Here is a 22,951-nt window from a genome sequence, read left to right as displayed (position 1 = left end):
CCGGGCCGCCCGCCAGCTCACGGGGAGCAGCCGGACAATTGTTGCTGCGACGGCTCGGTCATTTGCGCTCCGGTACGACGACGGGGACGATCTCCGGCGCGCCGAGCCTGATCGCGTCCGCCTCCTGGTCGGAGTCCTGCTCCTGGGAGCGCCGCTCGGCCTCCACTCGCTTGGTGAAGTATTCCACCTCCCTCTTGACCTGCTCCCCGTCCCAGTCGAGCGGCCCGGCCAGCAGCTCGGCGGCCTCCTGCGCCACGGCCAGGCCGCGGTGGAAGGTCTCGATGGAGATGTGGGTGCGCCGGGTCAGCACGTCGTTGAGGTGCCGGGCGCCCTCGTGGGTGGCGGCGTAGACGATCTCGGCGCGCAGGTAGTCGTCGGCCCCGGACAGCGGCCTGGCCAGCGACGGGTCGCGCTCGATCAGCCCCAGCACCTCGTCGATCAGCGTGCCGTACCGCTGGAGGAGGTGTTCGATCCTGGCCACGTGGAGGCCGGAGGTCTGGGCGAGCCGGTGCCGGGAGTTCCACAGCGCCTGGTAGCCCTCGGCGCCGACGAGTGGGATGCGGTCGGTGCACGAGGGCGGCACCCGCTGGTCGAGCCCGTGCGCCACGGCGTCCACGGCGTCGCGCGCCATGACCCGGTAGGTGGTGTATTTCCCACCCGCGATCATCACGAGTCCCGGCACGGGATGCGCCACCACGTGCTCCCTGGACAGCTTGGACGTCTCGTCGGACTCGCCCGACAGCAGCGGCCGCAGCCCCGCGTAGACGCCCTCGACGTCATCGCGGGTGAGCGGGACGGACAGCACGGCGTTCACGTGGTCCAGCAGGTAGTCGATGTCCAGCCGGGAGGCGGCCGGGTGGGACTTGTCGAGCGTCCACTCCGTGTCGGTGGTGCCGATGATCCAGTGGCGGCCCCAGGGGATCACGAACAGCACCGACTTCTCGGTACGCAGGATGATCCCGGTGTAGGAGTGGATCCGGTCGCGCGGCACGACCAGGTGGATGCCCTTGGAGGCGCGTACGTGGATCTGCCCGCGCCCTCCCACCAGCTCCTGGATGTCGTCGGTCCACACGCCGGTGGCGTTGACCACCTGCCGGGCGCGTACCTCCAGTTCGTCGCCGCACTCCAGGTCGCGCACCCGCACGCCGGTGACCCGCTCGCCCTCCCGCAGGAACCCGACGACCTGCGACCTCGGCGCGATGTGCGCGCCGTAGGTGGCGGCCGTGCGCAGCATGGTCATCACATAGCGGGCGTCGTCCACCTGGGCGTCCCAGTATTGGATGGCCCCGGTGAACGCGGTCTTCCTCAGCGCCGGGGCCAGTCGCAGCGCCCGCGACCTGGACAGGTGCCGGTGGCCCGGCACGCCGCGGCTGAGGCCGGAGGCGAAGCCGAGCGTGTCGTAGAGCGCCACGCCGGCGCCGACGTACGGCCGCTCCCAGCCGTAGTGGGTCATCGGGAAGAGGAACGGCACCGGCCTGACCAGGTGCGGCGCGATGCGCTGCAGCAGCAGGGAGCGCTCCTGGAGCGCCTCGCGCACCAGCTCGAAGTTGAGCTGCTCGAGGTAGCGCAGGCCGCCGTGGATGAGCTTGGAGGAGCGGGAGGAGGTGCCGGAGGCGAAGTCTCTGGCCTCGACCAGGCCGACGTCGAGGCCGCGGGTCACGGCGTCGAGCGCGATTCCCGCCCCGACGACTCCCCCGCCCACCACGACCACGTCGAGCTCGCGCGCCGCCATGCTCTCCAGTGCCGCGGCGCGCTCCGCGGGCCCGAGCCGTGCCACGCCCCTTCCCGACGCCATAATTCCCCCTGGGATCGCTTGCGCTCCCTATTTACCCACCCTCAGGCGCGTACGACCTTGATGCCCGCATCGCTGAGCTGACCGGCGAGCGCGTCGGAGAGCTGTGAGTCGGTGACCAGCGTGTCGATCTGGCCGATGGGGCAGATGCGGGAGAACGCCCGCTTGCCGATCTTGGACGAGTCGGCCACCACGACGACCTGGGAGGCCCTGCTGATCAGCAGGTTGTTGACGCTGGCCTCGCCCTCGTGGTGCGCCGACGCGCCCAGCTCGACGTCGAGCCCGTCCACACCCAGGAACGCCACGTCCAGCGTGACCTGCTCCAGCACCCCGGACGCCAGTGGCCCGATGAGCTCGTACGACTGCGGCCTGGCCACCCCGCCGGTCACCACGATCTTGACGTGCGGGCGGACGGTCAGCTCGGCGGCGATGTTGAGCGCGTTCGTGACGATCGTGAACCCGCTTTCCAGCGTGGGCAGCGTGGCCAGGGTGCGGGCCAGCTCGGAGGTCGTCGTGCCGCCGTTGAGCCCCACCACGGCGCCCGGCGTGACGAACTCGGCCGCCGCGGCCGCGATGCGGTGTTTCTCGTCGGCGTGCCTGGCCGTCTTGTAGCGCAGCGGCAGGTCGTAGCTCACGCTCTGCGCGACCGCGCCGCCCCGCGTCCGCATGAGCATCTGCTGCTGGGCCAGCTGGTCGAAGTCCCGCCGGATCGTCGCGGTGGAGACCTCGAGCGCCTGGGCGGCCTCCTCGACCGACAGCCTGCCCTCCTGGGAGAGCAGCTCGAGGATGGCGTTCCAGCGTTCGTAGCGGGACACGAAGGCCTCCTAGCGGATGCGGTCAGGAGCAAGCGTGGCACACAGGTGGACCTGGGGCCACCACTGCACATTGCTGCGCTGTTGTGATATGAAAACAACAGAAACAATCAATCATGGGAGGCATGGGGTGACCACCCACACCGAGGACGAGATCGCGTCCCAGCCGTCGTGCTGGCGGCGGGCGGTCGAGAGCGTCCCCGCCGACCTGCTGCCGCGCGAGGGCGAGCGGGTCGCCGTCGTCGGCTGCGGCACGTCGTGGTTCATCGCGATGGCGTACGCGGCCCTGCGCGAGCGCGCCGGGCAGGGCGAGACCGACGCCTTCGCCGCCTCCGAGTTCCCCGCCGGCCGCCGCTACGACCGCGTGCTGGCGCTCACCCGCTCCGGCACCACCACCGAGGTGCTGGAGCTGCTGTCCAGCATCACCGCGAAGACCACGGCCATCACCGCCGACCCCACGACCCCGATCATGACGGCCGCCGACGAGGTCGTCGTGCTCGACTACGCCGACGAGCGGTCGGTCGTGCAGACCAGGTTCGCCACCACGCAGCTCGCCCTGCTGCGGGCGAGCCTCGGCGAGGACCTCACCCAGGCCGTCGCCGACGCCGAGGAGGCCGTGGCCGCGCCGCTGCCCGGCGAGCTGGTCGAGGCCGAGCAGTTCAGCTTCCTCGGCACCGGCTGGTCGGTCGGGCTGGCGCAGGAGGCGGCGCTGAAGATGCGCGAGGCGTCCCGATCGTGGACGGAGGCCTACCCGGCGATGGAATACCGCCACGGCCCGATCAGCATCGCCGCCCCCGGCCGCGTCACCTGGATGCTCGGCGCCGCGCCCGACGGGCTGCGGGCGCAGGTCGAGCAGACCGGCGGGACGTTCTTCGAGACCGGGCTCGACCCGATGGCCGAGCTGATCCGCGCCCAGCGGGTGGCCGTCGCCCGGGCCTTCGCCCGCGGGCTCAACCCCGACGAGCCCATGCACCTCACGCGATCTGTGATCCTTTCTTCATGAGCCTTACTCTCGCCGACGCCAGGATCGTGACTCCCGAGGGAGTGCACGAGGGGTGGCTGACCATCGAAGACGGCCGCATCACGCACGTCGGCCACGGATCCGCCCCCAGCCCCGGCCAGAGCATGGGCGGGCGCCACGTCGTCCCCGGCTTCGTCGACATCCACAACCACGGCGGCGCGGGCGGCTCCTTCCCCACCGGCGAGCTCGACGGCGCCCGCGACGCCGTGGCGCTGCACCGGCGTCACGGCACCACGACCACCATGGCCAGCCTGGTCACCGGCCCGCTCGACGGGCTGGCCCGCGCCACCGCGGCGCTGGCAGAGCTGTGCGACGAGGGGCTGCTGGCGGGCATCCACTTCGAAGGCCCTTACATCGCCAGGAGCCGCTGCGGCGCACACGACCCGACGATGCTGCGCGAGCCGTCGCCGGAGGAGTTCGCGGGGCTGGTGAAGGCCGGGCGGGGCCACGTGCGCATGCTCACCATCGCGCCCGAACTGCCCGGCGCGCTCGCCACGATCCGGCTGGCCGTGGCTGAGGGCGTGATCGCCGCGATCGGTCACAGCGACGCCGACTACGACCAGACGATCGCCGGGATCGAGGCCGGCGCGAGCGTGGCCACCCACCTCTACAACGCGATGCCGCCGCTCGGGCACCGGGCGCCCGGGCCCGTGGCGGCGCTGCTGGACGACGAGCGGGTGACCGTCGAGCTGATCAACGACGGGGTGCACGTGCATCCGGCCATGCTGCGGCTGGCGTACGAGGTGGCGGGGCCCGGCAGGACAGCGCTGGTCACGGACGCGATGTCGGCCGCCGGGCTGGGCGACGGCGACTACGTGCTCGGGTCCATGCGGGTGCGCGTGGACGACGGCGTGGCCCGGCTGGTCGAGGGCGGCTCCATCGCCGGCTCCACGCTGACCATGGACGTGGCGTTCCGCCGCGCCGTGCGGGAGGTCGGCATGTCGCTGCCCGACGCCGTCCAGGTCGCCTCGCTGACGCCCGCGCGGGTGCTGGGCCTGGCCGACCGGATCGGCTCGATCGCCGTCGGCAAGGCCGCCGACCTGGTGGTGCTCTCCGACGAGCTGGAGGTGGCCGGGGTGATGAAGGACGGCGTCTGGGTCACGGAGCCCCGATGATCCTCACCGTGACGCTCAACCTGGCGCTCGACGTGACCTACGAGGTGCCGTCCGTCGACTGGGACGGGGTCAACCGGGTCGGCGCCGTGCACCGGCGCGCGGGCGGCAAGGGCGTCAACGTGGCCCGCGTGCTGGCCGCGCTCGGGCAGGACGTGCTGGTCACCGGCCTGGCGGGCGGTCCGACCGGCCGGGTGATCGAGGCCGACCTGCGCGCGGCGGCCCTGCCTGCCGCCCTGTTCCCCATCGCCGCCGACTCCCGCACCACCCTGGCGGTCTGCGAAACCCACACCCCACCGGCGCCCCAGGGAACTCCCGGCCCGAACGCGACGCCCGACGTTCCCTCGGCACCGGCTCCGCAGGGGACGCCCGGCCACGAGCCGACGGCCCCGCCTCCCACCTCCCCTCCCCAGGGGACACCAGCCACGCCTCCCACCCCCGTTCCCCAAGGGACATCAGCCCCGTACGGGGTGTCCGGGATCCGGCGCACGGCGTTGTTCAACGAGCCCGGCCCCGAGGTCACGCCCGGCGAACTGGCGGACTTCGTGCGGCACTACACGTCCCTGGCGTCCGACGCCGACGTCGTGGTGCTCTCCGGGAGCCTGCCGCGCGGCGTGCCCGCCGACATCTACGCCACGCTCGCGGACCTGACCGACGCGCCCGTCATCGTGGACGCCGACGGCGACCCCCTGCGCCATGCGCCCAAGGGGCGCCCCGCCGTGGTCAAGCCCAATGCGGAGGAGCTGGCCAGGGCCTTCCCCGGCGGCGAAGGGGCGCAGGCGCTGCGCGGCCAGGGCGCGGAGGCCGTGGTGGTGTCCATGGGCGCCGACGGGCTCCTGGCCGTCACCGGGGAGGGGACGTTCCGGGCGCGGATGCCGTACACGATCCAGGGCAATCCGACCGGAGCGGGCGACGCGCTGGTCGCGGGCCTGGCGCTGGGCCTGGCGCAGCCTTGGCCCGAGCGGCTCAGGACGGCGGCGGCGCTGGGCGCGGCGGCCGTGGCCGCACCGGTGGCCGGCGACTTCGACCGCGACGTCTACGCCGCCGTCCATCCGCAGATCGTCATCACCTGAAGGAGCAGATCATGCCCCTGGCCGCCATCGGCGACATCGTCCGCCAGTCGCCCGCAGGGGTGGGCGCGTTCAACGTGATCCAGTTGGAGCACGCCTCCGCCATCGTGGCCGGCGCCGAGGCGCTGGGCCTGCCGGTCGTGCTCCAGATCAGCGAAAACTGCGTGCGCTACCACGGCGCGCTCGAGCCGGTCGCGCTGGCCGCGCTCGCCGTCGCCAGGCGGGCGGAGGTGCCGGTCGCGGTCCATCTCGACCACGCCACCGACCGGAGGCTCGTGGCGGAGGCGGTGGAGCTGGGGCTGGGCTCGGTCATGTACGACGCCTCGGCCCTGCCCGACGAGGAGAACGTCCGCGCCACCGCCGAGGTGGCCGCCTGGTGCCACGAGCGCGGCGTGTGGGTGGAGGCCGAGCTGGGCGAGGTCGGTGGCAAGGACGGCGTGCACGCGCCCGGCGCCCGTACCAAACCGCACGAGGCGGTCGACTACGTGGCCAGGACCGGCGTGGACGCGCTGGCCGTGGCCGTGGGCACCTCCCACGCGATGACCACCAAGGACGCGGTGCTCGACCTCGACCTCATCGCCGAGCTGCGGGCCGCCGTGCCGGTGCCGCTGGTGCTGCACGGCTCGTCGGGGGTGCCGGACGACGTGCTGCGCGCGGCCGTGCGGAACGGCATGAAGAAGATCAACATCGCGACTCACCTGAACAAGGCGTTCACCGGCGCCGTGCGCGACTACCTGGCCCACGACCAGCGCGTCGTCGACCCCCGCAAATACGTCAAGGCCGGGCGCGACGCGGTGGCCCGCGAGGTCACGCACCTGCTCGGCGTGCTCACGGGCTGAGCTCTTTACGCATCATCACGGCGGAGCGGCCCTTCACCCCCACCCGGCCGGTCTCGACATAGCCGAGCGAGGTGTAGAGGGCGATGTTCGAGGCCATCTTGACGTTCGTGAAGAGGGACAATGCGGGCAGTTCCAGCCTGCGCGCCTCCTCTTCCGCGTACGCCAGCAGCCGGCGCCCGATGCCCTTGCCGTGGCTCTCGGGCCGCACCGCGACGTTGTCGACGAACAGGACGTCGTCCTGCGGCACGAGCACGATCAGCCCCTGCAGGTCGTCGGTGACGTGCACCCGCCCGGCCGCGATGAGCGCGCCGTAGTCGGCGTCCATGGGCACCGGCCGCATGCCGATGACCTCGATCCACGGCTCGTAGGCGTCGTGGACCAGCCGCTCCACGGCCTGCTTGTCCTCGGCCGTCGCCAGTCTCATGCGCCCAATGTTGCCAGCACCCGCTCGACCTGTCGCCGGAAGGTCCCCGGCGGGTTGCGGGGACCCTCGTGCGACAGCAGGAAGAACCAGACCAGCGCGTGGGCCTTGCGGCACTCGTCCAGCCGCCGCTCCTCGGGCGGGCTCAGCTCGAACCGGTCTGCGATCCGTACCTCGCCCTCCACCCACATCGACACGTGCTCGGCCATCTCCGCCAGCTCGAAGGCCAGGTCGCTGCGCCCCGAGTCCTCGAAGTCGACCCTGCGGACGCGGACGCCGTCCCACAGGAAGTTCGCCAAGTTGCCGTCGCCGGCCCCGAACACCGGCCGCACTCCCGACTCACCGGGCGTCCAGCTCTCCAGCCACCGCAGGCCCTCCTTCACGACCCGGTCCGCCAGCGGGTCCCGCGGCTGCCAGGCTGTGGCCCGCTGGAGCACCCAGTCGCAGATCGCCTCGCGCTGCCACGGACGCACCGGAACGCTCTCGACGACCGGCCGCGGCACCGCCGCGTGGAGCTCGCCGATCGCCTCGACCAGGGCCGTAGCCTGGGCGGCGCCTACGTCACGCCCGCGCAGTGACACCCCGTCGATCCTGGTCATCGACACCACGCCGGCCTCGAACGCGATCGGCTCCGGTGCCGTGCCCGGGGCATGCTCGGCCAGCAGGTGCAGCGCCCGCCATTCGCGCTCCGCCCCGCCCTGTTTGCCGTCCACGTAGCGTTTGGTGACGACGTCGCCCTCGAATGCCACCTCGTGCGTGTGTAGAAGATCGCCCACGGAGGCATGCTATGGCAGCAGGCGATCCACAGCGCTGGTCACGATGTTGTGGATCTCCGCTTCGCCGAACACGTCCGGCAGCGTGAGCCGTTCGACGATCAGCCAGTTCATCGCCAGGTAGAGCAGCACCACGGTGGTGGCGTCGCCGGGGAGGCCGGACTCGAGGTGGTAGCGCACGTTGGCGTCGACGTCGGCGCGGATGCGCTCGGTCAGCACGGCCCGCAGGCCCGGCCGCCTGGTGGCCTCCAGCCGCAGCTCCAGCAGCGCCAGGTAACCCGAACGGAACGACGAGACACGATCGACCAGCTCCTTCATGAGCTGCGTCACCCGATCGCGGTCGCGCGGGCCTGACAGGCTGGCGGCGATGGTGGCGGCGTCCGGCTGCAGCCGTTCGTAGATCCGGCCGCCTGCCTGCGTGAGCAGGTCGTCGCGGCTGGAGAAGTAGTTGGAGGCCGTGCCGGTGGGCACCTCGGCCTGCGCGTCCACCGCCCGGAATGTCAGCCCGCGGGCCCCTTCCCTGGCCAGCACCTCGATCGCGGCATCGACCAGCGCCGCCCGCCGGGCGGCATTCTGTCTGACCACCTTGACACCACTCCATTTGTAGTACTACTTTCAAACCACTTCAATCATAGTGCTTCAAAGGAGTCGATCCGTATGCGAAAGCTCGTCTACTTCGTCGCCAGCTCCCTCGACGGCTACATCGCGGGCCCGAACGGTGAGTTCGACTTCTACCCGCTGGGCGACGACATGGCCGCGTACATCAACGGCGAATACCCGGAGACCGTCCCCACCACGGTCCGCGACCGGATCGGCTTCGACGCGCCGAACAAGCGCTTCGACACCGTGATCATGGGCCGCGGCACGTACGAGCCGGGCCTGGCAGAGGGCTACACCAGCCCGTACGCCCACCTGCGCCAGTACGTCGTCTCCACCACCATCAAGAGCATCGACGACCCGGCCGTGGAGCTGGTCCCCGGAGACCCCGTCGGCCTGGTGCGCCGGCTCAAACAGGAGGACGGGCTGGACATCTACCTGTGCGGCGGTGGCAACCTGGCCGCCCAGCTCCTGCCGGAGATCGACGAACTGATCATCAAGGTCTACCCCGTGGTGGCCGGGGAGGGCATCGCGGCCTTCCACGGGCGGTTCGACCCGACGGTCTTCACCCTCACCGCCCACCGCTCGTTCAGCAACGGAGCCCTCGTGCTGAACTACACCCGCTAAGCCCGTCTCGTGCATGGGAAGAGCGGCCAGGGCCCGCCATCACCAGGAGATGGGCCGGCTGTCGCGGAAGAAGCCGCCGGCCGGCCCGTCGCCGGGCACGTCGGCGGCCCACAACAGGCTCCTCGCCCCCTCGGCGACCGGCCGCCCGCCGGGGCCGCCCCATGTCGGTCGCCACCCAGCCGGGGCATACGGACCGTGCCGCCCGGCCCGCAGCAGGGGCAGCGGTGCGTCGACCCGCCCATGAGACACGTCGCGGGCGAACGCGTCGACCGACGCCTGGCCGAGACGTCCAGCTGCCGGGCCACCTCCAGACCGATCCCCGGTTGGCCCTCGTGACCACGCACACCCGGCCCGCCATCGCTACCCCGCACGTGTTCATGGCCTCACTCCGCGAGGCGGGCTCGGTCGCCACACGCCGCCGCCTTCCCCCGCGCTGGTCGCTGCGCTCCCGCCGCTCCTCCAGGCGACGGCACTCCCTCGCCTGCTCCGCAGGTATTCGCGCTCGACCTCGTTTCCCGCACGGGCGATCGCCGCCTCGTACGCCTCGGCCGCCTCCGCACGCCGCCCCAGCCGCCGGAGCAGATCGGCCCGTACGGCGTGGAACAGGTGGTAGCCCGCCACGTCGAGCCCGTCGACCAGCGCCAACGCCTTCTCCGGCCCCTCCACCTCGGCGACCGCCACCGCCCTGTGCAGGGCCACCACCGGGCTGGGATCGAGCGTCAGCAGCAGATCGTAGAGCGCCATGATCTGCTTCCAGTCGGTGTCCGCCGCGGTCGGCGCGTCGCTGTGCACGGCGTTGATCGCGGCCTGGATCTGGTACGGGGCGGGCCGGTCGAGCCGCAGGCATTGCCGTACGAGAGCCTGCCCCTCCTCGATGAGCCCGCGGTCCCACAGCCCCCGGTCCTGCTCGGCCAGCGGCACCAGCTCGCCCTCCGGCCCGGTGCGGGCGGCCTGCCGCGCCTCGATGAGCAGCATGAGCGCGAGCAAGCCCATGACCTCGGGCTCGTCAGGCATGAGCTGCGCCAGCAGCCGGCCGAGCCTGATGGCCTCCGCGCAGAGCTCCGCCCGGACGAGCCGATCGCCCGAACTGGCGGTGTACCCCTCGTTGAAGATCAGATACACCACGGCCAGCACCGACCGCAGCCGGGCGGGGAGATCGTTCTCGTCCGGCACCCGGTAGGGGATCTTCGCGGCGCGGATCTTGTTCTTGGCCCGGACCAGCCGCTGCGCCATGGTGGGCTCGGGCACCAGGAACGCCCGCGCGATCTCCGCCGTGGTCAGCCCGCCGAGCAACCGCAGTGTCAACGCGACCCGAGCCGGGGTGGCGAGCGCCGGATGGCAGCAGGTGAAGATCAGCCGCAGCCGGTCGTCGCGCACCGGCCCCTCCTCCTGCGGCGGGTCGCCGACCTGGAGCAACGCGGCCTGCGCGTGCTTGCCCTGCCGCGCCGCCTCCCTGCGCAGGCGGTCGATGGCCCGGTTGCGGGCGGTCGTGATGATCCACCCCGCGGGGCTCGGCGGCACCCCGTCCTCCGGCCACCGCCGCACCGCGACCGCGAACGCCTCCTGCACGGCCTCCTCGGCCACGTCGATGTCCCCGAAGGCCCGCACGAGCACGGCCACGGCCCGGCCGTACTCCTCTCGGAACACACGCTCGACGCCGGGCATGGAACCGCCTACCGCTGCTGGTTGCGCGCCATCGCTTCGACCCTGTCCTTGGCCTCGCGCAACGAGGCCCCGGTCTGTTCCCGGTAGATCTTGATGGCGTGGATCATCTTGCCCCTGCGCAAGGCCTCGTAGAAGGCCAGCGGCAGGAAGGGGCCGTCGCCGACGGGGAGGGCGGGGTCGATGCCGAGATACCGCTGAAGGATCGCCACCTGCTGCTCAAGCCGTGCGACCCTCTCCTCAAGGGATTCCATAGCCAGAACATTACGCGTCTGGATCAAGCGGCACGATGCGAAATAAGGGACATAGGCAACGGCTCGCAGCATCACAAGTACAGTGAGTGATGGGAGTCTCTACGATGACGGGAGCTGATCGTGAGGGAGGAATCACATAAGGTGACTGCTGTCGCTAGATTGCCAGAGGAGCTCCGCTTCGACCTGCCCAGCTCGCCCTATCAGATGTGGGCTGACGGCGAGCTCCAGGACTATCTCCACATCCCATACGACGGCACCCGAGTCGAAATCATCGATGGAGAGATCGTCGTGTCCCCCGCCCCCCGGTTCCGCCACAACGGCATCTGCACGCAGATCAACAACCTCATCCATGAGGCGCTTATCAAGGATCCGTCCTACCGCTGGAGAAGTATCTTCGGCAACGGGCTGGACTTCGTCGCCGAGCAGAACGGCTACATCCCGGATCTGATGGTCCTGGACGCCGACATCTGGAAGGACTCGTGGAACCTCGACCCCCTCCATCTGGTCACCGACCAAGCCGAAATGGTGGTCGAAGTGACATCCCCCTCGACTGCGAAGCGGGACCGTCCCCCAACCGGCAAGCAGGCGGGCAGGGGCAAGTGGTGCGGATACGCGCGTGCCGAGATCCCCTACTGCCTCCTCATCGACCTCGACCCGGCCGTCTCGCGGATCATCCTCTACTCGATCCCCGACCAGGCCTCCGCCGCCTACCTCCACGAGGCAAGCTGGAGCCTCGGCGAGGCGATCACTTTGCCTGACCCGATCGGGATCGAGATTCCCACGGACGACTGGAAGCCCTGGGGCTGACCTCCCTGGCCAGCCCTCGGAAGGGCTTGGCCAGGGGTCAGCGCTGGATCGGTGCCACGACGACCTCGACCCGCTGGAACTCCTTGATGTCGGAGTAGCCGGTCGAGGCCATGGTCCGCTTCAAGGCTCCCATCAGGTTCATCGACCCGTCCGCCACGCTCGACGGCCCGTGCAGGATCTGCTCCAGCGTCCCCACGGTCCCGAACTCGACCCGCCGCCCCCTCGGCAGATCCGGGTGGTGCGCCTCCGACCCCCAGTGGAACCCGTGCCCGGGCGCCTCGACCGCCCGCGCCAGCGGCGAGCCCACCATCACGGCGTCGGCCCCGCAGGCGATCGCCTTGGCGATGTCGCCGGACGTGCCCATGCCGCCGTCGGCGATCACGTGAACGTAGCGGCCGCCCGACTCGTCCATGTAGTCCCTGCGTGCCGCCGCCACGTCAGAGATCGCGGTGGCCATCGGCACCGCCACCCCCAGCACGTTGCGCGTGGTGTGCGAGGCGCCGCCGCCGAAGCCGACCAGCACGCCCGCCGCGCCCGTGCGCATCAGGTGGAGAGCGGCGGTGTACGTGGCGCAGCCGCCCACGATGACCGGCACGTCGAGCTCGTAGATGAACTGCTTGAGGTTGAGCGGCTCGGCCCGCCCCGAGACGTGCTCGGCGGAGACGGTGGTGCCGCGGATGACGAAGATGTCGACGCCCGCGTCGATCACGGCCTTGTGGTATTGGACCGTGCGCTGCGGCGACAGCCGCACGGCCGTCGTCACCCCGGAGGCCCGGATCTCCTCGATGCGCCGCCCGATCAGGTCTTCCTGGATCGGCGCCGCGTAGATCTCCTGCAGGCGCTTGGTGGCCGCCGCCGCGTCGAGGGCGGCGCACTCCTCCAGGAGCGGTCGCGGATCTTCGAAGCGCGTCCACAGCCCTTCGAGGTCGAGCGGGGCCAGGCCGCCGAGGCGGCCGATCTCGATCGCGGTGGCCGGCGACACCACGCTGTCCATGGGCGCGACGACCACGGGCAGCTCGAACCGGTAGGCGTCGATCTGCCAGGAGATCGAGACCTCCTCCGGGTCACGGGTGCGCCGCGAGGGCACCAGGCCGATCTCGTCAAGCGCGTACGCCCGCCGCCCGGTCTTCCCCCGGCCGATCTCCACCTGCTGAGTCATGGACTTACCTTCTGTGATAGTTCGGAGCTTCCACGGTCATCTGGATGTCGTGGGGGTGGCTCTCCTTGAGGCCCGCCGCAGTGATCGGCATGAGCTCGCAGTCGGTGTGCATCTGCTCGATCGTGCGGCACCCGGCGTACCACATGCCCTGGCGCAGCCCGCCCACGAGCTGGTGCGCGACGGCCGCGACCGGGCCGCGGTAGGGCACCTGCCCCTCGATGCCCTCGGGGATGTATTTGTCCTCGCCCCCGATGTCGGCCTGGGCGTAGCGGTCTTTGCTGAACGACTGGCCGCCGCGCTCGCGGTTGCGCACCGCGCCCAGCGAGCCCATGCCGCGGTACGACTTGAACTGCTTGCCGTTGATGAAGATCAGCTCACCGGGCGACTCCTCGCAGCCGGCGAGCAGCGAGCCCAGCATGACCGTGTCGGCGCCGGCCGCGATGGCCTTGACGATGTCGCCGGAGTATTGCAGGCCACCGTCGCCGATGACCGGGATGCCCGCGGGCGCACACGCCTTGGACGCCTCGTGGATGGCCGTGACCTGCGGCGCGCCCACGCCGGCCACCACCCGGGTGGTGCAGATCGAGCCCGGGCCGACGCCCACCTTGACGGCGTCGGCGCCGGCGTCGACCAGCATCTGCGCGCCCGCCCTGGTCGCGATGTTGCCGCCGATGACCTCGACCTTGCTGTTGGCCTTGATCTTGCCGATCATGTCGGCCAGCCCCTTGGAGTGCCCGTGGGCCACGTCCACGACCACCACGTCGACCCCGGCCTCGATCAGCGTCTTGGCACGCAGCTCGGCGTCGCCGCCGACCCCCACGGCCGCGCCCACGAGCAGGCGGCCGTCGGCGTCTTTGGTGGCCAGCGGATATTGCTCGCTCTTGGTGAAGTCTTTGACCGTGATCAGACCGCGGAGCCTGCCGTCGGCGTCGACCAGCGGCAGCTTCTCGATCTTGTTGTGCCTGAGGAGGGTGAACGCCTCGTCGCGCGACACCCCGACCGGGGCGGTGACGAGCGGCATCTTGGTCATGACCTCGCGTACGGGCCGCGACTGGTCGGTCTCGAAGCGCATGTCGCGGTTGGTCACGATGCCGACGAGCGTGCCGGACACGTCGGTCACGGGCACACCCGAGATCCGGTACGTCGCGCACAGCCGCTCGACGTCGGCCAGCGTGTCGTCCGGGCTGCAGGTCACCGGGTTGGTCACCATGCCCGCCTCGGACCGCTTGACCAGGTCGACCTGCTGGGCCTGCTCGTCGACCGACAGGTTGCGGTGGAGGACGCCGATGCCGCCCTGCCTGGCCATGGCGACCGCCATGCGCGCCTCGGTGACGGTGTCCATGGCCGCGGAGACCAGCGGGATGGACAGCGAGATGCCGCGGGACAGGCGGGATCGGGTGTCGGCCTCTCCTGGCTGCATGTCCGAATAGGCAGGAACCAGCAGCACGTCGTCGAAGGTCAGCCCGGTCTCGGTGAACTTGCCCATGCTGCGGCCCCCTCTGCCGTTGCTTTGATTGAGCCAAGTCTAGGGCCTGCCTCCAAACGGCGTGCTTATGGCCTCACTGCGTGAGGCGGCTCGGTCGCCAGACGCCGCCGCCTTCCCCCGTCGCTCCTCCTCCAGACGACGGCACTCCCTCGCGTGATGCCGGGAGGACGATGACCCCCACGGCCCGTCGTACTCCCGGCATCAAAAGTGCCGGGGGATGAGACGGTCGGTGATCCGTCCCATCCCCCGGCCACCGGCATCCGGCGTGGCGGCGCTACGCACCACCGAACCCCCCTCCGCGTCCTGATGGGCGGTGCAGCCACACCATGTGCTCGATGCCGACGCTAAGTAAATCCTGCGTTACTCAACGGCACATCGCAATGTGAAAACGTGCAATTGCACGAAGTTGCATCCGGGAAGCTGTGAGTCCGCGCAAGAAGGGGACACGGGCGTATTGCGGCGTTATTCTCGCGGCACGCCCGTGTTCCCCCAACGGAGCCGCACACAATGCGCAACGACTCCCGCACCAGGTCAGACCCCTTCGAGACACTGGGTCTCGACCCGGCCCAGCGCGCGCTCTACTCCGCGATCCTGCGCCTGCACAGGGCCACGCGCACCGACCTCGCGCAGGTCATGGACGGGCCGGAGGAGAAGGTCGGCCGCCAGCTCGACGACCTCGTCAAACTGGGGGTGGTCGACGAGCAGTCCGGGGAATACCTGGCCCGGCATCCGGCCGCGGCCCTCGGCCGGGTGATCGCCGAGCGCCTCGACCGGCTGGCCGAGGAGAGCCGCATGATCGACTCGGCGCTCGGCTCGATCCGCGGTCTCATCCGCGACTACGACGCCGGCCGGGACTACCAGAGCGGACCGTTCACGGTGGAGATGGTGAACGGGGCGGACGTACTCTACGAAAGCGTCGTCGGCATGGCCGTACAGTCGCCCGGAATGGAATTACTGACCGCAGTTCCGGACGAGCGCACCATGACCGATTTTGCCCGTAAATTTGCGGATCCTTGGATTGATGCGCAAAAACGAAAACTCCTCACGGTTCGCGCCGTCATCCCGGTCAACACGCTCACGCTGCCCGGCGTTCGCGACCAACTGACCCAGCTCATCGAGTCCGGCGGCAAGGTACGCACGCTGCGCCGGGTGCCGAGCTGGTTCATGACCGCGGGGCACGAGGTCGCCGGCCTGCCCCCGTTCTGGGGCGGCAATCTGCCCGACCACGCGTACAACTTCTATGTCGTCCGCACGCCGATCGTCGTCGGCGTGCTCCGCTCGCTCTTCGACGAGCTGTGGGCCAGGGCCGTGCCTCTCCCCTGGGGCCGCAGGAGCGACGGGATGGTGCAGGTCCTGCGCCTGGCGGCGCAGGGCATGTGCGACGACTCGATCGCCCGCCAGCTCGGCGTCTCCGTGCGCACGGTGCGCGCCAGGTTCGCCGACGCCATGGCGGAGCTGGGCACGCAGTCGCGCTTCCACGCGGGTGTGGAGGCCGCCCGGCGTGGATGGCTGAGTTAGATACTCACCGCTGGGGCCGCATCGGTCATATGGTGGGAAGGTGCTGGAAGACGTCCCCCGCGACCCGTTCGCGGACGACCCGAACGACCCTTCCTCGGCAATGGGCGCGCTCGACGACGCGGAGCCACTGACCGCAGCCGAGCGTGACGAGGCCATCACCGACCTCGCCGACGTCGAGGTCTTCCGCTCCCTGCTCGAACCGCAGGGGGTGCTGGGTCTCGTACTCGACTGCCCGGAATGCGGCGAGCAGCACTACTTCGACTGGGAGCTGCTGCGCGGCAACCTACGACAAATGATCGAGAAAGGCCAGCCACAAGTCCACGAGCCGGCCTTTCACCCGGACCCCGCCGACTACGTCAGCTGGGACTACGCCAGAGGCTATGTCGACGGCGTCATCGACACGGAGGAACGCCGCTGACCGACCCCACCGAGCGCGGAGGCCACCGACAGGCGAGCGGAATGCCGCAGATCATCGGGCGGGCAGGACCCGTCTGAGCCATCGAGGACGTCCTCGACCAGCGCGGCCAGCAGCCGCACCGCCGGATCGTCGTGGTCTCCTCGACCGCCCGCGTGGCCGGGGCCGACCGCATCGGCCGGCCGTTCTCCACGACCGAGCGCATCGAGCAGCGCGTCGGTCTCCTCCTCTGGCGTCAAGCCGACTCCAGCTCCGCCATCTGCCGCAACCTGGCGAGTGCCCGATGCTGGGCGACGCGGACCGCACCTGGTGACATACCGAGTACATTACCGGTCTCCTCCGCGGACAGCCCGGAGACCACCCGCAAGAGCAGCAACTCCCGTTGGTTCTCGGGCAGCCTGGCCAGCAGCCGGCGCGCCTGCTCGACCTCGATGTAGCGGACCACGGTCTCCTCGGGGCCGGGCCCCTCGTCCGGCCCGTCCGGCAGATCCTGGGTCGGCACGGCCGACCGCACCGAACTCCGCAACGCATCGGCCACCTTGTGCGAGGCGATCCCGAAGACGAAGGACGCGAAGGGCCGCCCCATGTCCCGGTACCGCGGCAGCGCGGACAACACCGCGATGCACACCTCCTGGGCGACGTCATCGGCAATGTGATATTGCCCTGAAACCCTGCCCAGCCTGGCGCGGCAATACCGCACCACCATCGGACGCAACTCGCCGAGCAGGGATTCGATCGCGCTGCGATCCCCCTGTACGGCGAGGCTCGTCAGTTCCCTAAGGTCGGAGTCATCCGTCCGTGCCGGAAGTCTCGACGCGAGCCTTACCCCAATTTTGGCGTCGGCGACGCTTCCCTCGCTCACGATAGGCATGATGCCCGCACTGATCCGGCCTGTCGTCATGGCGAACGGCTACGGATTGGTCACATTGAAGCGACGATAACCAGACGTAATCACCCGACCACACTAAGCCTTTCCTGTTGACATAATATTTCAGCCGATAACCCGGAATGTGCGACAATTGTCAGACCCTGGACGCTTATCCCCCGCCCGCGGTTTACGCCATTAATCCACCTTTTCCCCCACTTCCCCCCATAGGTGCCCAGGTGCCGTGCCGCCAGGCCGGTGATTCCATGGAAGAGGCGCTGCTTGGAGAGTGTGGAGGCGGCGGGAGGCGCAGATCACGATGCATTGGCACGCCTACCAGTGGACGGGCGCCGGCGTCGAGCGTGACAACGAGGACGAGCGCCGGCCCGACTCACCCGACTTCCGCACGTCGCCGCTGCCGCCCATGCGCACCGGCGACTGGCTGGCCAAGCCCGCCTCCCGCATCGCCGCCAGCTTCGACGACGTCGAGGCGGCGGTCGCGTGGCTGGCCCGCGCGTACGGCGAGGTCCGCGACGCCTTCCTCGTCCCCGACCGCATCCCGCTGGAGGAGCGGCTGGCCGGCGCCCGTGACCTGCTGCCGCGCGGCGTGGACGTGCAGTGGGGCGAATGGCTCCAGGGCGGCAGGTTCGCCACCATCGGCATGATCTGCTGCCCGAACCGGCACGTCTCCCATCCCTGCCCCATCCGGCGAAGCGCCGGGGTGGCCGGCACGTGAAGTCATTCGCCGCGCGCGTCGAGCAGATCAAGATAGCCCTGCACGGCCTCCCACAAGTGATGCTCCGGATATCGGCCTATCCCGCGGTGCTCCCGCCGCCACTTCCGGTCCCAGTACGAGCGGTGCACGGCACGCAAATGCTCGAGAGCCGCCTCCAGCTCGCCGGCGACCCGGGCCCGTTCCTCCTCGGCGCCGGGCGTCACCCGGCGCAGCACGTCGAAGCGGCGCTCCGCCAGCGCGTCGAGGACGCTCTTGTCGGGCCCCTCCAGCGACCAGAACCGCACCGGGCCGCGGATGACGTGGTTGCCCACCGGATCGCGGAAGGACCGCCAGTAGTAGGCGACCCCGCCCTTGTCCAGGTCCAGGAAGTCGACCACCCACGCGGTGCCCGGCGGCTGGGAACCCCAGGTCACCTCCTCCGGCGGCAGGTTCAGCACGAAGACGGCCTCGATGGCGTCGACGGGATCCGAGCCCTCCAGCAGGTCCCCGAAGACGTACGCCTCCCGCAGGAACGGCTCCGCCGCCGGCACCCGCCTGGTCTGGTCGCACGCCTCGGCGAGCATCCGCAACCGCTCCACCGCACGCCGGTACCGCATCGTCCGCCACCTCCTCCTCACAGTGACCCCGCGACCAGCGTACGGACCCCACCGAGGCGTTCCTGTTCGCCGAGGAACGCAAGTGCAGCCGGACGGCACCGACCGCGAGTCGGACATTAAGCGTCCCGCCACCTGGTCAAGAAGCAGTGGTCACCGGCGGGGCGGCGGCGCCCCAGTCCCAGAGCGCCTGGAGGACGGGGCCGAGGCGGTGGCCCTGAGGGGTCAGCCGGTAGTGGGTGCGAGGCGGCCAGCCGGGCTCGCGGTGCCGTTCCAGCACGCCTGCCTCGGTGAGCTGCGCCAGCCGATCGGACAGGACTTTGTCCGACAGGGCCGGCAGGGCTCGGCGGAGGCCGGTGAAGGTGCGCTCGCCCTGCAGGAGCTCGCGGATCACCAGCGTCGTCCACCGTCCACGCAGGGCGGAGAGGGCGATCTCCACCGGACAGGACGGGCTGGGCTCCGTGACGTCCGCCCGCGGGTCGTCGGGCAGTCCGGGCCGGACCCGGTGGCCAACCGTTTGGTGAGTCACGATGGCGCCTCCTAGCGTTTGCCGCGTCTCCGACGATTCTGGAAGGACGTACATGATGCAACAGCTCGCAGAGCGGCCGGAGGACGTGCCCATGGTGTTCGCCGAGCGGTTCAACAGCGGTGACCCGGCGGCGGTGGCCGAAGTCTATGAGGGCGGGGCGGTGTTCGTGCCGGCGCCGGGCACTCCGCTGACCGGGGAGGAGGCCCTCGTGGCGAACGCACGGTTCATGGGACCGCCGATCGCCGTCCGGCCGCGGCACGTCTACACGGCGGGCGACCTCGCGTTGCTGATCGTGGACTGGGTGATCGAGGGCGCGGACCGCGACGGGCGGCCGGTGCGCATAGAGGGCACCGCCACCGACGTCGCCCGCCGGGGCGAGGACGGACGCTGGCGGTATGTGATCGACAACCCGTTCGGCGTACGCCGGGAAATTTCCGCCTGATTCCAAAGAGCCCTGTCGAATTCTGGCCACCCGTCCGACGTAAGGGTGTAGGGACGATTCACACCTGAAAGGGGCACCCCATGGCCCAGTACGCGATCCTGCTGTACGCGAAGGCCCCCGCCGACGCCGACGACCTCACCCCGGAGCAGCGCGAGGCGCATGACCGGCACGGACAGGACGTGGAGAAGCTCGGCGGCACCATGCTCACGGCGTTCGCGCTGCAGCCCAGCACCACGGCGACCTCCATCCGCGGAGACGCCATCACGGACGGGCCCTTCATCGACGCCAAGGAGGTCGTCGCCGGCGTCTACGTGATCGAGGCCCCCGACCTGGACGCCGCCCTGGAGATCGCGCGCCGCAACCCCATCACCCAGCAGGGCGGCGGGGTCGAGGTACGGCCCGTGGCCGGCGGGTTCTTCGGAGGATGACAGAGGTCGAGGCCGCCGTGGCGGACGCGCACCGCCACGGGTGGGCCCTGGTCCTCGCCGCCACGGCGCGCGTGGCGGCGGACCTGGACCTGGCCGAGGAATGCGTGCAGGAGGCCTACGCGGCGGCGCTGGTGAGCTGGCGGCGCGACGGGATCCCGGACAACCCGCCGGCCTGGCTCACCACCACCGCCAGACGCCGCGCGATGGACGCGGTACGACGCGAACGGACATTCCGCGCAAAGCTGCCGTTGCTGGTTGAACCGGAGAAGACGGCGGACGAGCCGGTCGAGGAGCAAGCGGAGGACGCGGAGGACGCGGTGCGGGACGAACGGCTTCGCCTGATCTTCATGTGCTGTCATCCGGCGCTGGCACAGGAGGCGCAGGTGGCCCTCACGCTCAGGCTGGTGTGCGGGGTGCCGACCGGTGACATCGCCCGGGCGTTCCTGGTCTCGGAGCCGACGATGGCCGCCCGGCTGACCCGGGCGAAGAAGAAGATCTCGGCGGCCCGGATCCCGTACCGGGTGCCGCAGGCGGCGGCGTTGCCGGACCGGCTGCGCGCGGTGCTCGGCGTGATCCATCTGCTGTTCACCACCGGGTACACCGGGCCCTCGGGCGGCGAGCTGATGCGGGCGGACCTGATGGACCAGGCGTTGCACCTGGCCCGCATGCTGCGGGAGCTGATGCCGGACGAGCGGGAGGTGTGGGGCCTGCTCGCCCTGCTGCTGGTCACCGACGCCCGGCGGGCCACCCGGGTGGACGACCGCGGCCGGCTGCTGCGGCTGGAGGAGCAGGATCGCTCGCGGTGGGACCGGGCGGCGATGGCCGAGGCGCACGACCTGATCGTGGACGGCCTGCGCGGCGGCCGGCCGGGCCGTTACGTGCTGCAGGCCGCGATCGCGTCGCTGTACGCCGAGGCGCCGTCCTACGAGGAGACGGACTGGGCGCAGATCGTGACCTTGTACGACGAACTGCTGACGGTGTGGCCGTCCCCCGTGGTGGCGTTGAACCGCACGGTGCCGCTGTCGCACGCCGCCGGTCCCGAGCGGGCGCTGGCGGAGGTCGAGGAGCTGGAGAAGGACGACCGGCTCGCGGGATACCGGTATCTCCCGGCGATCAAGGCGGACCTGCTGCGACGGCTGGGCCGCGTCGAGGAGGCGTCGGCCGCCTACCGTCAGGCCCTGGAGCTCACCGGCAACGAGGCCGAACGCGAGTTCCTGGCCGGGCGGCTGGCGGATCTCCCGGCCCCGCGATGACCCCAGGAAACGCCTTACGGCCCGCACCCACGTAGCCGGGGTGCGGGCCGTACGGTGACGAACAGGTCAGTGGCCGTGGCCGTGACCGTGGCCCTGGCCGGCGGCCGGGGCCTCCTCCTCGGGCTTGTCGACGACAAGCGCCTCGGTGGTGAGCAGCATGCCCGCGATCGAGGCGGCGTTCTGCACCGCCGACCGCGTGACCTTCACCGGGTCGATGACGCCCTGGTCGATCAGGTTGCCGTATTCGCCGGTCGCGGCGTTGAGCCCGTGACCGGCCTCCAGCTCGGCGACCTTGTGGGTGACCACGTAGCCCTCCAGGCCGGCGTTCTCGGCGATCCAGCGGGCCGGCTCGACCAGCGCGCGGCGGACGATGCCGACGCCCGTGGCCTCGTCGCCCGACAGGCCGAGCCCGTCGAGGTCCTTGGAGATGTGGATCAGCGCGGAGCCACCGCCGGAGACGATGCCCTCCTCGATCGCGGCACGCGTCGCGGAGATCGCGTCCTCGAGGCGGTGCTTCTTCTCCTTCAGCTCGACCTCGGTGGCGGCGCCGACGCGCAGCACGCACACACCGCCGGCCAGCTTGGCCAGGCGCTCCTGCAGCTTCTCGCGGTCCCAGTCGGAGTCGGACTGCTCGATGGCGAGCCTGATCTCCTTGACGCGGTCCTCGATGGCCGCCTGGTCGCCGGCGCCGTCGACGATCGTCGTGTTGTCCTTGGTGACCACGACGCGGCGGGCGGTGCCGAGCACCTCGAGACCGACGTGCTCCAGCTTGAGGCCGACCTCCTCGCTGACGACCTGGCCGCCGGTGAGGATGGCCATGTCCTGCAGCATCGCCTTGCGGCGGTCGCCGAAGCCGGGGGCCTTGACGGCGACGGAGGTGAACGTGCCGCGGATCTTGTTGGTGACCAGGACGGCCAGGGCCTCGCCCTCGACGTCCTCGGCGACCACGAGCAGCGGCTTCTTCGTCTGGGCGACCTTCTCCAGCAGCGGCAGGAAGTCCGCGATGGAGGAGATCTTGCCCTGGGTGAGCAGGATGTAGGCGTCCTCCAGGACGGACTCCATCCGCTCGGGGTCGGTCACCATGTAGGCCGACAGGTAACCCTTGTCGAACTGCATGCCCTCGGTGAACTCGAGCTCCATGCCCATGGCGTTGGACTCTTCGACGGTGAGGACACCGTCCTTGCCCACCTTGTCGAACGCCTCGGCGATCAGGTCGCCGATCTGCGCGTCCTGAGCGGAGATCGTGGCGACATTCGCGATCTCCTTCTTGTCCTCGACCGGGCGGGCGCTGGCCAGCAGGCGGTCGCTGATCTCCTTGGCGGCCTTGTCGATGCCGCGCTTGAGCGACAGGGGCGAGGCGCCGGCGGCCACGTTGCGCAGGCCCTCGCGGACCATCGCCTGGGCCAGGACGGTCGCGGTGGTGGTGCCGTCACCGGCGATGTCGTTGGTCTTGGTCGCCACTTCCTTGGCGAGCTGGGCGCCGAGGTTCTCGTAGCGCTCCTCCAGCTCGATCTCACGAGCGATGGTCACACCATCGTTCGTGATCGTCGGAGCACCGAACTTCTTGTCGATGACGACGTTGCGGCCCCGCGGGCCGAGCGTTACCTTCACTGCGTCCGCGAGGGCGTTGACGCCGCGCTCGAGCGCGCGGCGGGCGTCCTCGTTGAACTCCAGGATCTTCGGCATTGCTGAAAGTCCTCTCCTGGCGTCGAAAGCCCCGGTCGCCCTCAAGAGCGCCCG

The 22,951-nt window shown here is 70.5% G+C and carries 27 protein-coding genes; 12 read left to right on the top strand and 15 right to left on the bottom strand.

Translation table 11 applies throughout. The features are described 5' to 3' along the window. Positions 1–58: 58 nt before the first annotated feature. The gene (locus ID574_RS22850) at positions 59–1,795 is read right to left on the bottom strand and encodes a glycerol-3-phosphate dehydrogenase/oxidase (protein ID WP_188190993.1); all 1,737 of its coding nucleotides are present in this window, start codon (positions 1,793–1,795) and stop codon (positions 59–61) included. Positions 1,796–1,836: 41 nt separating this feature from the next. Next, a complete protein-coding gene (locus tag ID574_RS22845; RefSeq protein WP_188190992.1) occupies positions 1,837–2,607 on the bottom strand; it encodes a DeoR/GlpR family DNA-binding transcription regulator in 771 nt (256 codons plus the stop codon). 127 nt (positions 2,608–2,734) lie between these two features. Between ID574_RS22845 and ID574_RS22840 the strand changes: the two genes are divergently transcribed. Genes ID574_RS22840 through ID574_RS22825 form a run of 4 tightly spaced genes read left to right on the top strand, consistent with a single transcriptional unit; the run spans position 2,735 to position 6,646 of the window. Next, positions 2,735–3,607 (top strand): SIS domain-containing protein, encoded by an 873-nt coding sequence (locus ID574_RS22840; protein ID WP_223166974.1) that lies wholly within the window; start codon positions 2,735–2,737, stop codon positions 3,605–3,607. Then, complete coding sequence (gene nagA, locus ID574_RS22835; RefSeq protein ID WP_188190990.1) at positions 3,604–4,740, top strand: N-acetylglucosamine-6-phosphate deacetylase; 1,137 nt, start codon at positions 3,604–3,606, stop codon at positions 4,738–4,740. Before ID574_RS22840 ends, nagA begins: the two co-directional genes overlap by 4 nt. Continuing rightward, a complete protein-coding gene (locus ID574_RS22830; protein ID WP_188190989.1) occupies positions 4,737–5,810 on the top strand; it encodes a 1-phosphofructokinase family hexose kinase in 1,074 nt (357 codons plus the stop codon). Before nagA ends, ID574_RS22830 begins: the two co-directional genes overlap by 4 nt. 11 nt (positions 5,811–5,821) lie before the next feature. Next, positions 5,822–6,646, top strand: coding sequence for a class II fructose-bisphosphate aldolase (locus ID574_RS22825; protein WP_188190988.1), 825 nt, complete (start codon positions 5,822–5,824; stop codon positions 6,644–6,646). On the opposite strand, the gene ID574_RS22820 is transcribed toward ID574_RS22825, so the two are convergent. Genes ID574_RS22820 through ID574_RS22810 form a run of 3 tightly spaced genes read right to left on the bottom strand, consistent with a single transcriptional unit; the run spans position 6,636 to position 8,425 of the window. Further along, positions 6,636–7,070, bottom strand: a complete 435-nt coding sequence (locus tag ID574_RS22820) for a GNAT family N-acetyltransferase (protein ID WP_188190987.1) — start codon at positions 7,068–7,070, stop codon at positions 6,636–6,638. The genes ID574_RS22825 and ID574_RS22820 overlap by 11 nt on opposite strands. Next, on the bottom strand, positions 7,067–7,843 hold the full coding sequence (locus ID574_RS22815; RefSeq protein ID WP_188190986.1) for a phosphotransferase family protein: 777 nt from the start codon (positions 7,841–7,843) through the stop codon (positions 7,067–7,069). The genes ID574_RS22820 and ID574_RS22815 overlap by 4 nt, the downstream gene beginning before the upstream one ends. Positions 7,844–7,852: 9 nt before the next feature. Then, a complete protein-coding gene (locus tag ID574_RS22810; protein ID WP_188190985.1) occupies positions 7,853–8,425 on the bottom strand; it encodes a TetR/AcrR family transcriptional regulator in 573 nt (190 codons plus the stop codon). A 72-nt stretch (positions 8,426–8,497) separates the two neighbouring features. On the opposite strand from ID574_RS22810, the gene ID574_RS22805 reads away from it, so the two are divergent. Continuing rightward, positions 8,498–9,064, top strand: a complete 567-nt coding sequence (locus ID574_RS22805) for a dihydrofolate reductase family protein (RefSeq protein ID WP_188190984.1) — start codon at positions 8,498–8,500, stop codon at positions 9,062–9,064. 39 nt (positions 9,065–9,103) lie between these two features. Here ID574_RS22805 and ID574_RS22800 read toward each other — a convergent pair whose 3' ends face one another. The 3 genes from ID574_RS22800 to ID574_RS22790 all read right to left on the bottom strand — a co-directional run bounded on the left by ID574_RS22800 (position 9,104) and on the right by ID574_RS22790 (position 10,980). After that, on the bottom strand, positions 9,104–9,313 hold the full coding sequence (locus ID574_RS22800) for a hypothetical protein (protein WP_223166973.1): 210 nt from the start codon (positions 9,311–9,313) through the stop codon (positions 9,104–9,106). Positions 9,314–9,439: 126 nt separating this feature from the next. Next, positions 9,440–10,729, bottom strand: coding sequence for an RNA polymerase sigma factor (locus ID574_RS22795; RefSeq protein ID WP_188190983.1), 1,290 nt, complete (start codon positions 10,727–10,729; stop codon positions 9,440–9,442). Positions 10,730–10,737: 8 nt separating this feature from the next. Beyond that, entirely contained in the window at positions 10,738–10,980 is a 243-nt protein-coding gene (locus tag ID574_RS22790) for a hypothetical protein (RefSeq protein WP_188190982.1), read from the bottom strand. Between the two features lie 159 nt (positions 10,981–11,139). Here ID574_RS22790 and ID574_RS22785 point away from each other — a divergent pair, with 159 nt between their 5' ends. Continuing rightward, positions 11,140–11,787: a Uma2 family endonuclease gene (locus ID574_RS22785; protein WP_188190981.1), complete on the top strand. Its 648-nt coding sequence runs from the start codon at positions 11,140–11,142 to the stop codon at positions 11,785–11,787. A gap of 37 nt (positions 11,788–11,824) precedes the next feature. Here the strand turns inward: ID574_RS22785 and ID574_RS22780 are convergent, their stop codons facing one another. Together ID574_RS22780 and guaB are read right to left on the bottom strand one after the other, a co-directional pair. Next, on the bottom strand, positions 11,825–12,946 hold the full coding sequence (locus ID574_RS22780) for a GuaB3 family IMP dehydrogenase-related protein (protein ID WP_188190980.1): 1,122 nt from the start codon (positions 12,944–12,946) through the stop codon (positions 11,825–11,827). Between the two features lie 4 nt (positions 12,947–12,950). Further along, positions 12,951–14,432 carry an IMP dehydrogenase gene (gene guaB / locus ID574_RS22775; RefSeq protein WP_188190979.1) on the bottom strand — a complete coding sequence of 494 codons (1,482 nt, stop codon included), beginning with the start codon at positions 14,430–14,432 and terminating at the stop codon, positions 12,951–12,953. A gap of 507 nt (positions 14,433–14,939) precedes the next feature. Between guaB and ID574_RS22770 the strand changes: the two genes are divergently transcribed. Continuing rightward, positions 14,940–15,950 carry a helix-turn-helix transcriptional regulator gene (locus tag ID574_RS22770; RefSeq protein ID WP_188190978.1) on the top strand — a complete coding sequence of 337 codons (1,011 nt, stop codon included), beginning with the start codon at positions 14,940–14,942 and terminating at the stop codon, positions 15,948–15,950. A 40-nt stretch (positions 15,951–15,990) separates the two neighbouring features. Then, entirely contained in the window at positions 15,991–16,368 is a 378-nt protein-coding gene (locus tag ID574_RS22765) for a DUF5319 domain-containing protein (protein WP_188190977.1), read from the top strand. Here the strand turns inward: ID574_RS22765 and ID574_RS22760 are convergent. Together ID574_RS22760 and ID574_RS22755 are read right to left on the bottom strand one after the other, a co-directional pair. Further along, a complete protein-coding gene (locus ID574_RS22760) occupies positions 16,329–16,604 on the bottom strand; it encodes a hypothetical protein (protein WP_188190976.1) in 276 nt (91 codons plus the stop codon). The two genes, ID574_RS22765 and ID574_RS22760, sit on opposite strands and share 40 nt — an antisense overlap. Next, a complete protein-coding gene (locus ID574_RS22755; RefSeq protein WP_188191409.1) occupies positions 16,601–17,236 on the bottom strand; it encodes a sigma-70 family RNA polymerase sigma factor in 636 nt (211 codons plus the stop codon). The genes ID574_RS22760 and ID574_RS22755 overlap by 4 nt, the downstream gene beginning before the upstream one ends. A gap of 313 nt (positions 17,237–17,549) precedes the next feature. On the opposite strand from ID574_RS22755, the gene ID574_RS22750 reads away from it, so the two are divergent. Next, positions 17,550–17,966, top strand: coding sequence for a hypothetical protein (locus ID574_RS22750; protein WP_188190975.1), 417 nt, complete (start codon positions 17,550–17,552; stop codon positions 17,964–17,966). Positions 17,967–17,968: 2 nt separating this feature from the next. Here the strand turns inward: ID574_RS22750 and ID574_RS22745 are convergent, their stop codons facing one another. Both ID574_RS22745 and ID574_RS22740 read right to left on the bottom strand, forming a co-directional pair. Next, positions 17,969–18,562, bottom strand: coding sequence for a DUF7711 family protein (locus tag ID574_RS22745; protein ID WP_188190974.1), 594 nt, complete (start codon positions 18,560–18,562; stop codon positions 17,969–17,971). A 136-nt stretch (positions 18,563–18,698) separates the two neighbouring features. Continuing rightward, positions 18,699–19,088, bottom strand: a complete 390-nt coding sequence (locus ID574_RS22740) for a winged helix-turn-helix transcriptional regulator (protein WP_223166972.1) — start codon at positions 19,086–19,088, stop codon at positions 18,699–18,701. Between the two features lie 52 nt (positions 19,089–19,140). Here ID574_RS22740 and ID574_RS22735 point away from each other — a divergent pair, with 52 nt between their 5' ends. The 3 genes from ID574_RS22735 (at position 19,141) to ID574_RS22725 (ending at position 21,211) form a co-directional block, all read left to right on the top strand. Then, positions 19,141–19,530 (top strand): YybH family protein, encoded by a 390-nt coding sequence (locus ID574_RS22735; RefSeq protein WP_188190972.1) that lies wholly within the window; start codon positions 19,141–19,143, stop codon positions 19,528–19,530. 80 nt (positions 19,531–19,610) lie between these two features. Then, positions 19,611–19,958, top strand: coding sequence for a YciI family protein (locus ID574_RS22730; RefSeq protein ID WP_188190971.1), 348 nt, complete (start codon positions 19,611–19,613; stop codon positions 19,956–19,958). Next, positions 19,955–21,211 carry an RNA polymerase sigma factor gene (locus tag ID574_RS22725; RefSeq protein ID WP_188190970.1) on the top strand — a complete coding sequence of 419 codons (1,257 nt, stop codon included), beginning with the start codon at positions 19,955–19,957 and terminating at the stop codon, positions 21,209–21,211. The genes ID574_RS22730 and ID574_RS22725 overlap by 4 nt, the downstream gene beginning before the upstream one ends. Before the next feature lie 66 nt (positions 21,212–21,277). On the opposite strand, the gene groL is transcribed toward ID574_RS22725, so the two are convergent. Continuing rightward, a complete protein-coding gene (gene groL, locus ID574_RS22720; RefSeq protein ID WP_188190969.1) occupies positions 21,278–22,897 on the bottom strand; it encodes a chaperonin GroEL in 1,620 nt (539 codons plus the stop codon). Between the last annotated feature and the right edge of the window lie 54 nt (positions 22,898–22,951).

It is taken from the genome of Nonomuraea sp. SYSU D8015 (assembly GCF_008065375.1).
In the GTDB taxonomy this organism is placed as follows: Bacteria; Actinomycetota; Actinomycetes; order Streptosporangiales; family Streptosporangiaceae; genus Nonomuraea.
The sequence above is the reverse complement of the archived record's forward strand: the minus strand, read 5'-3'. Positions and strand labels throughout refer to the sequence as shown.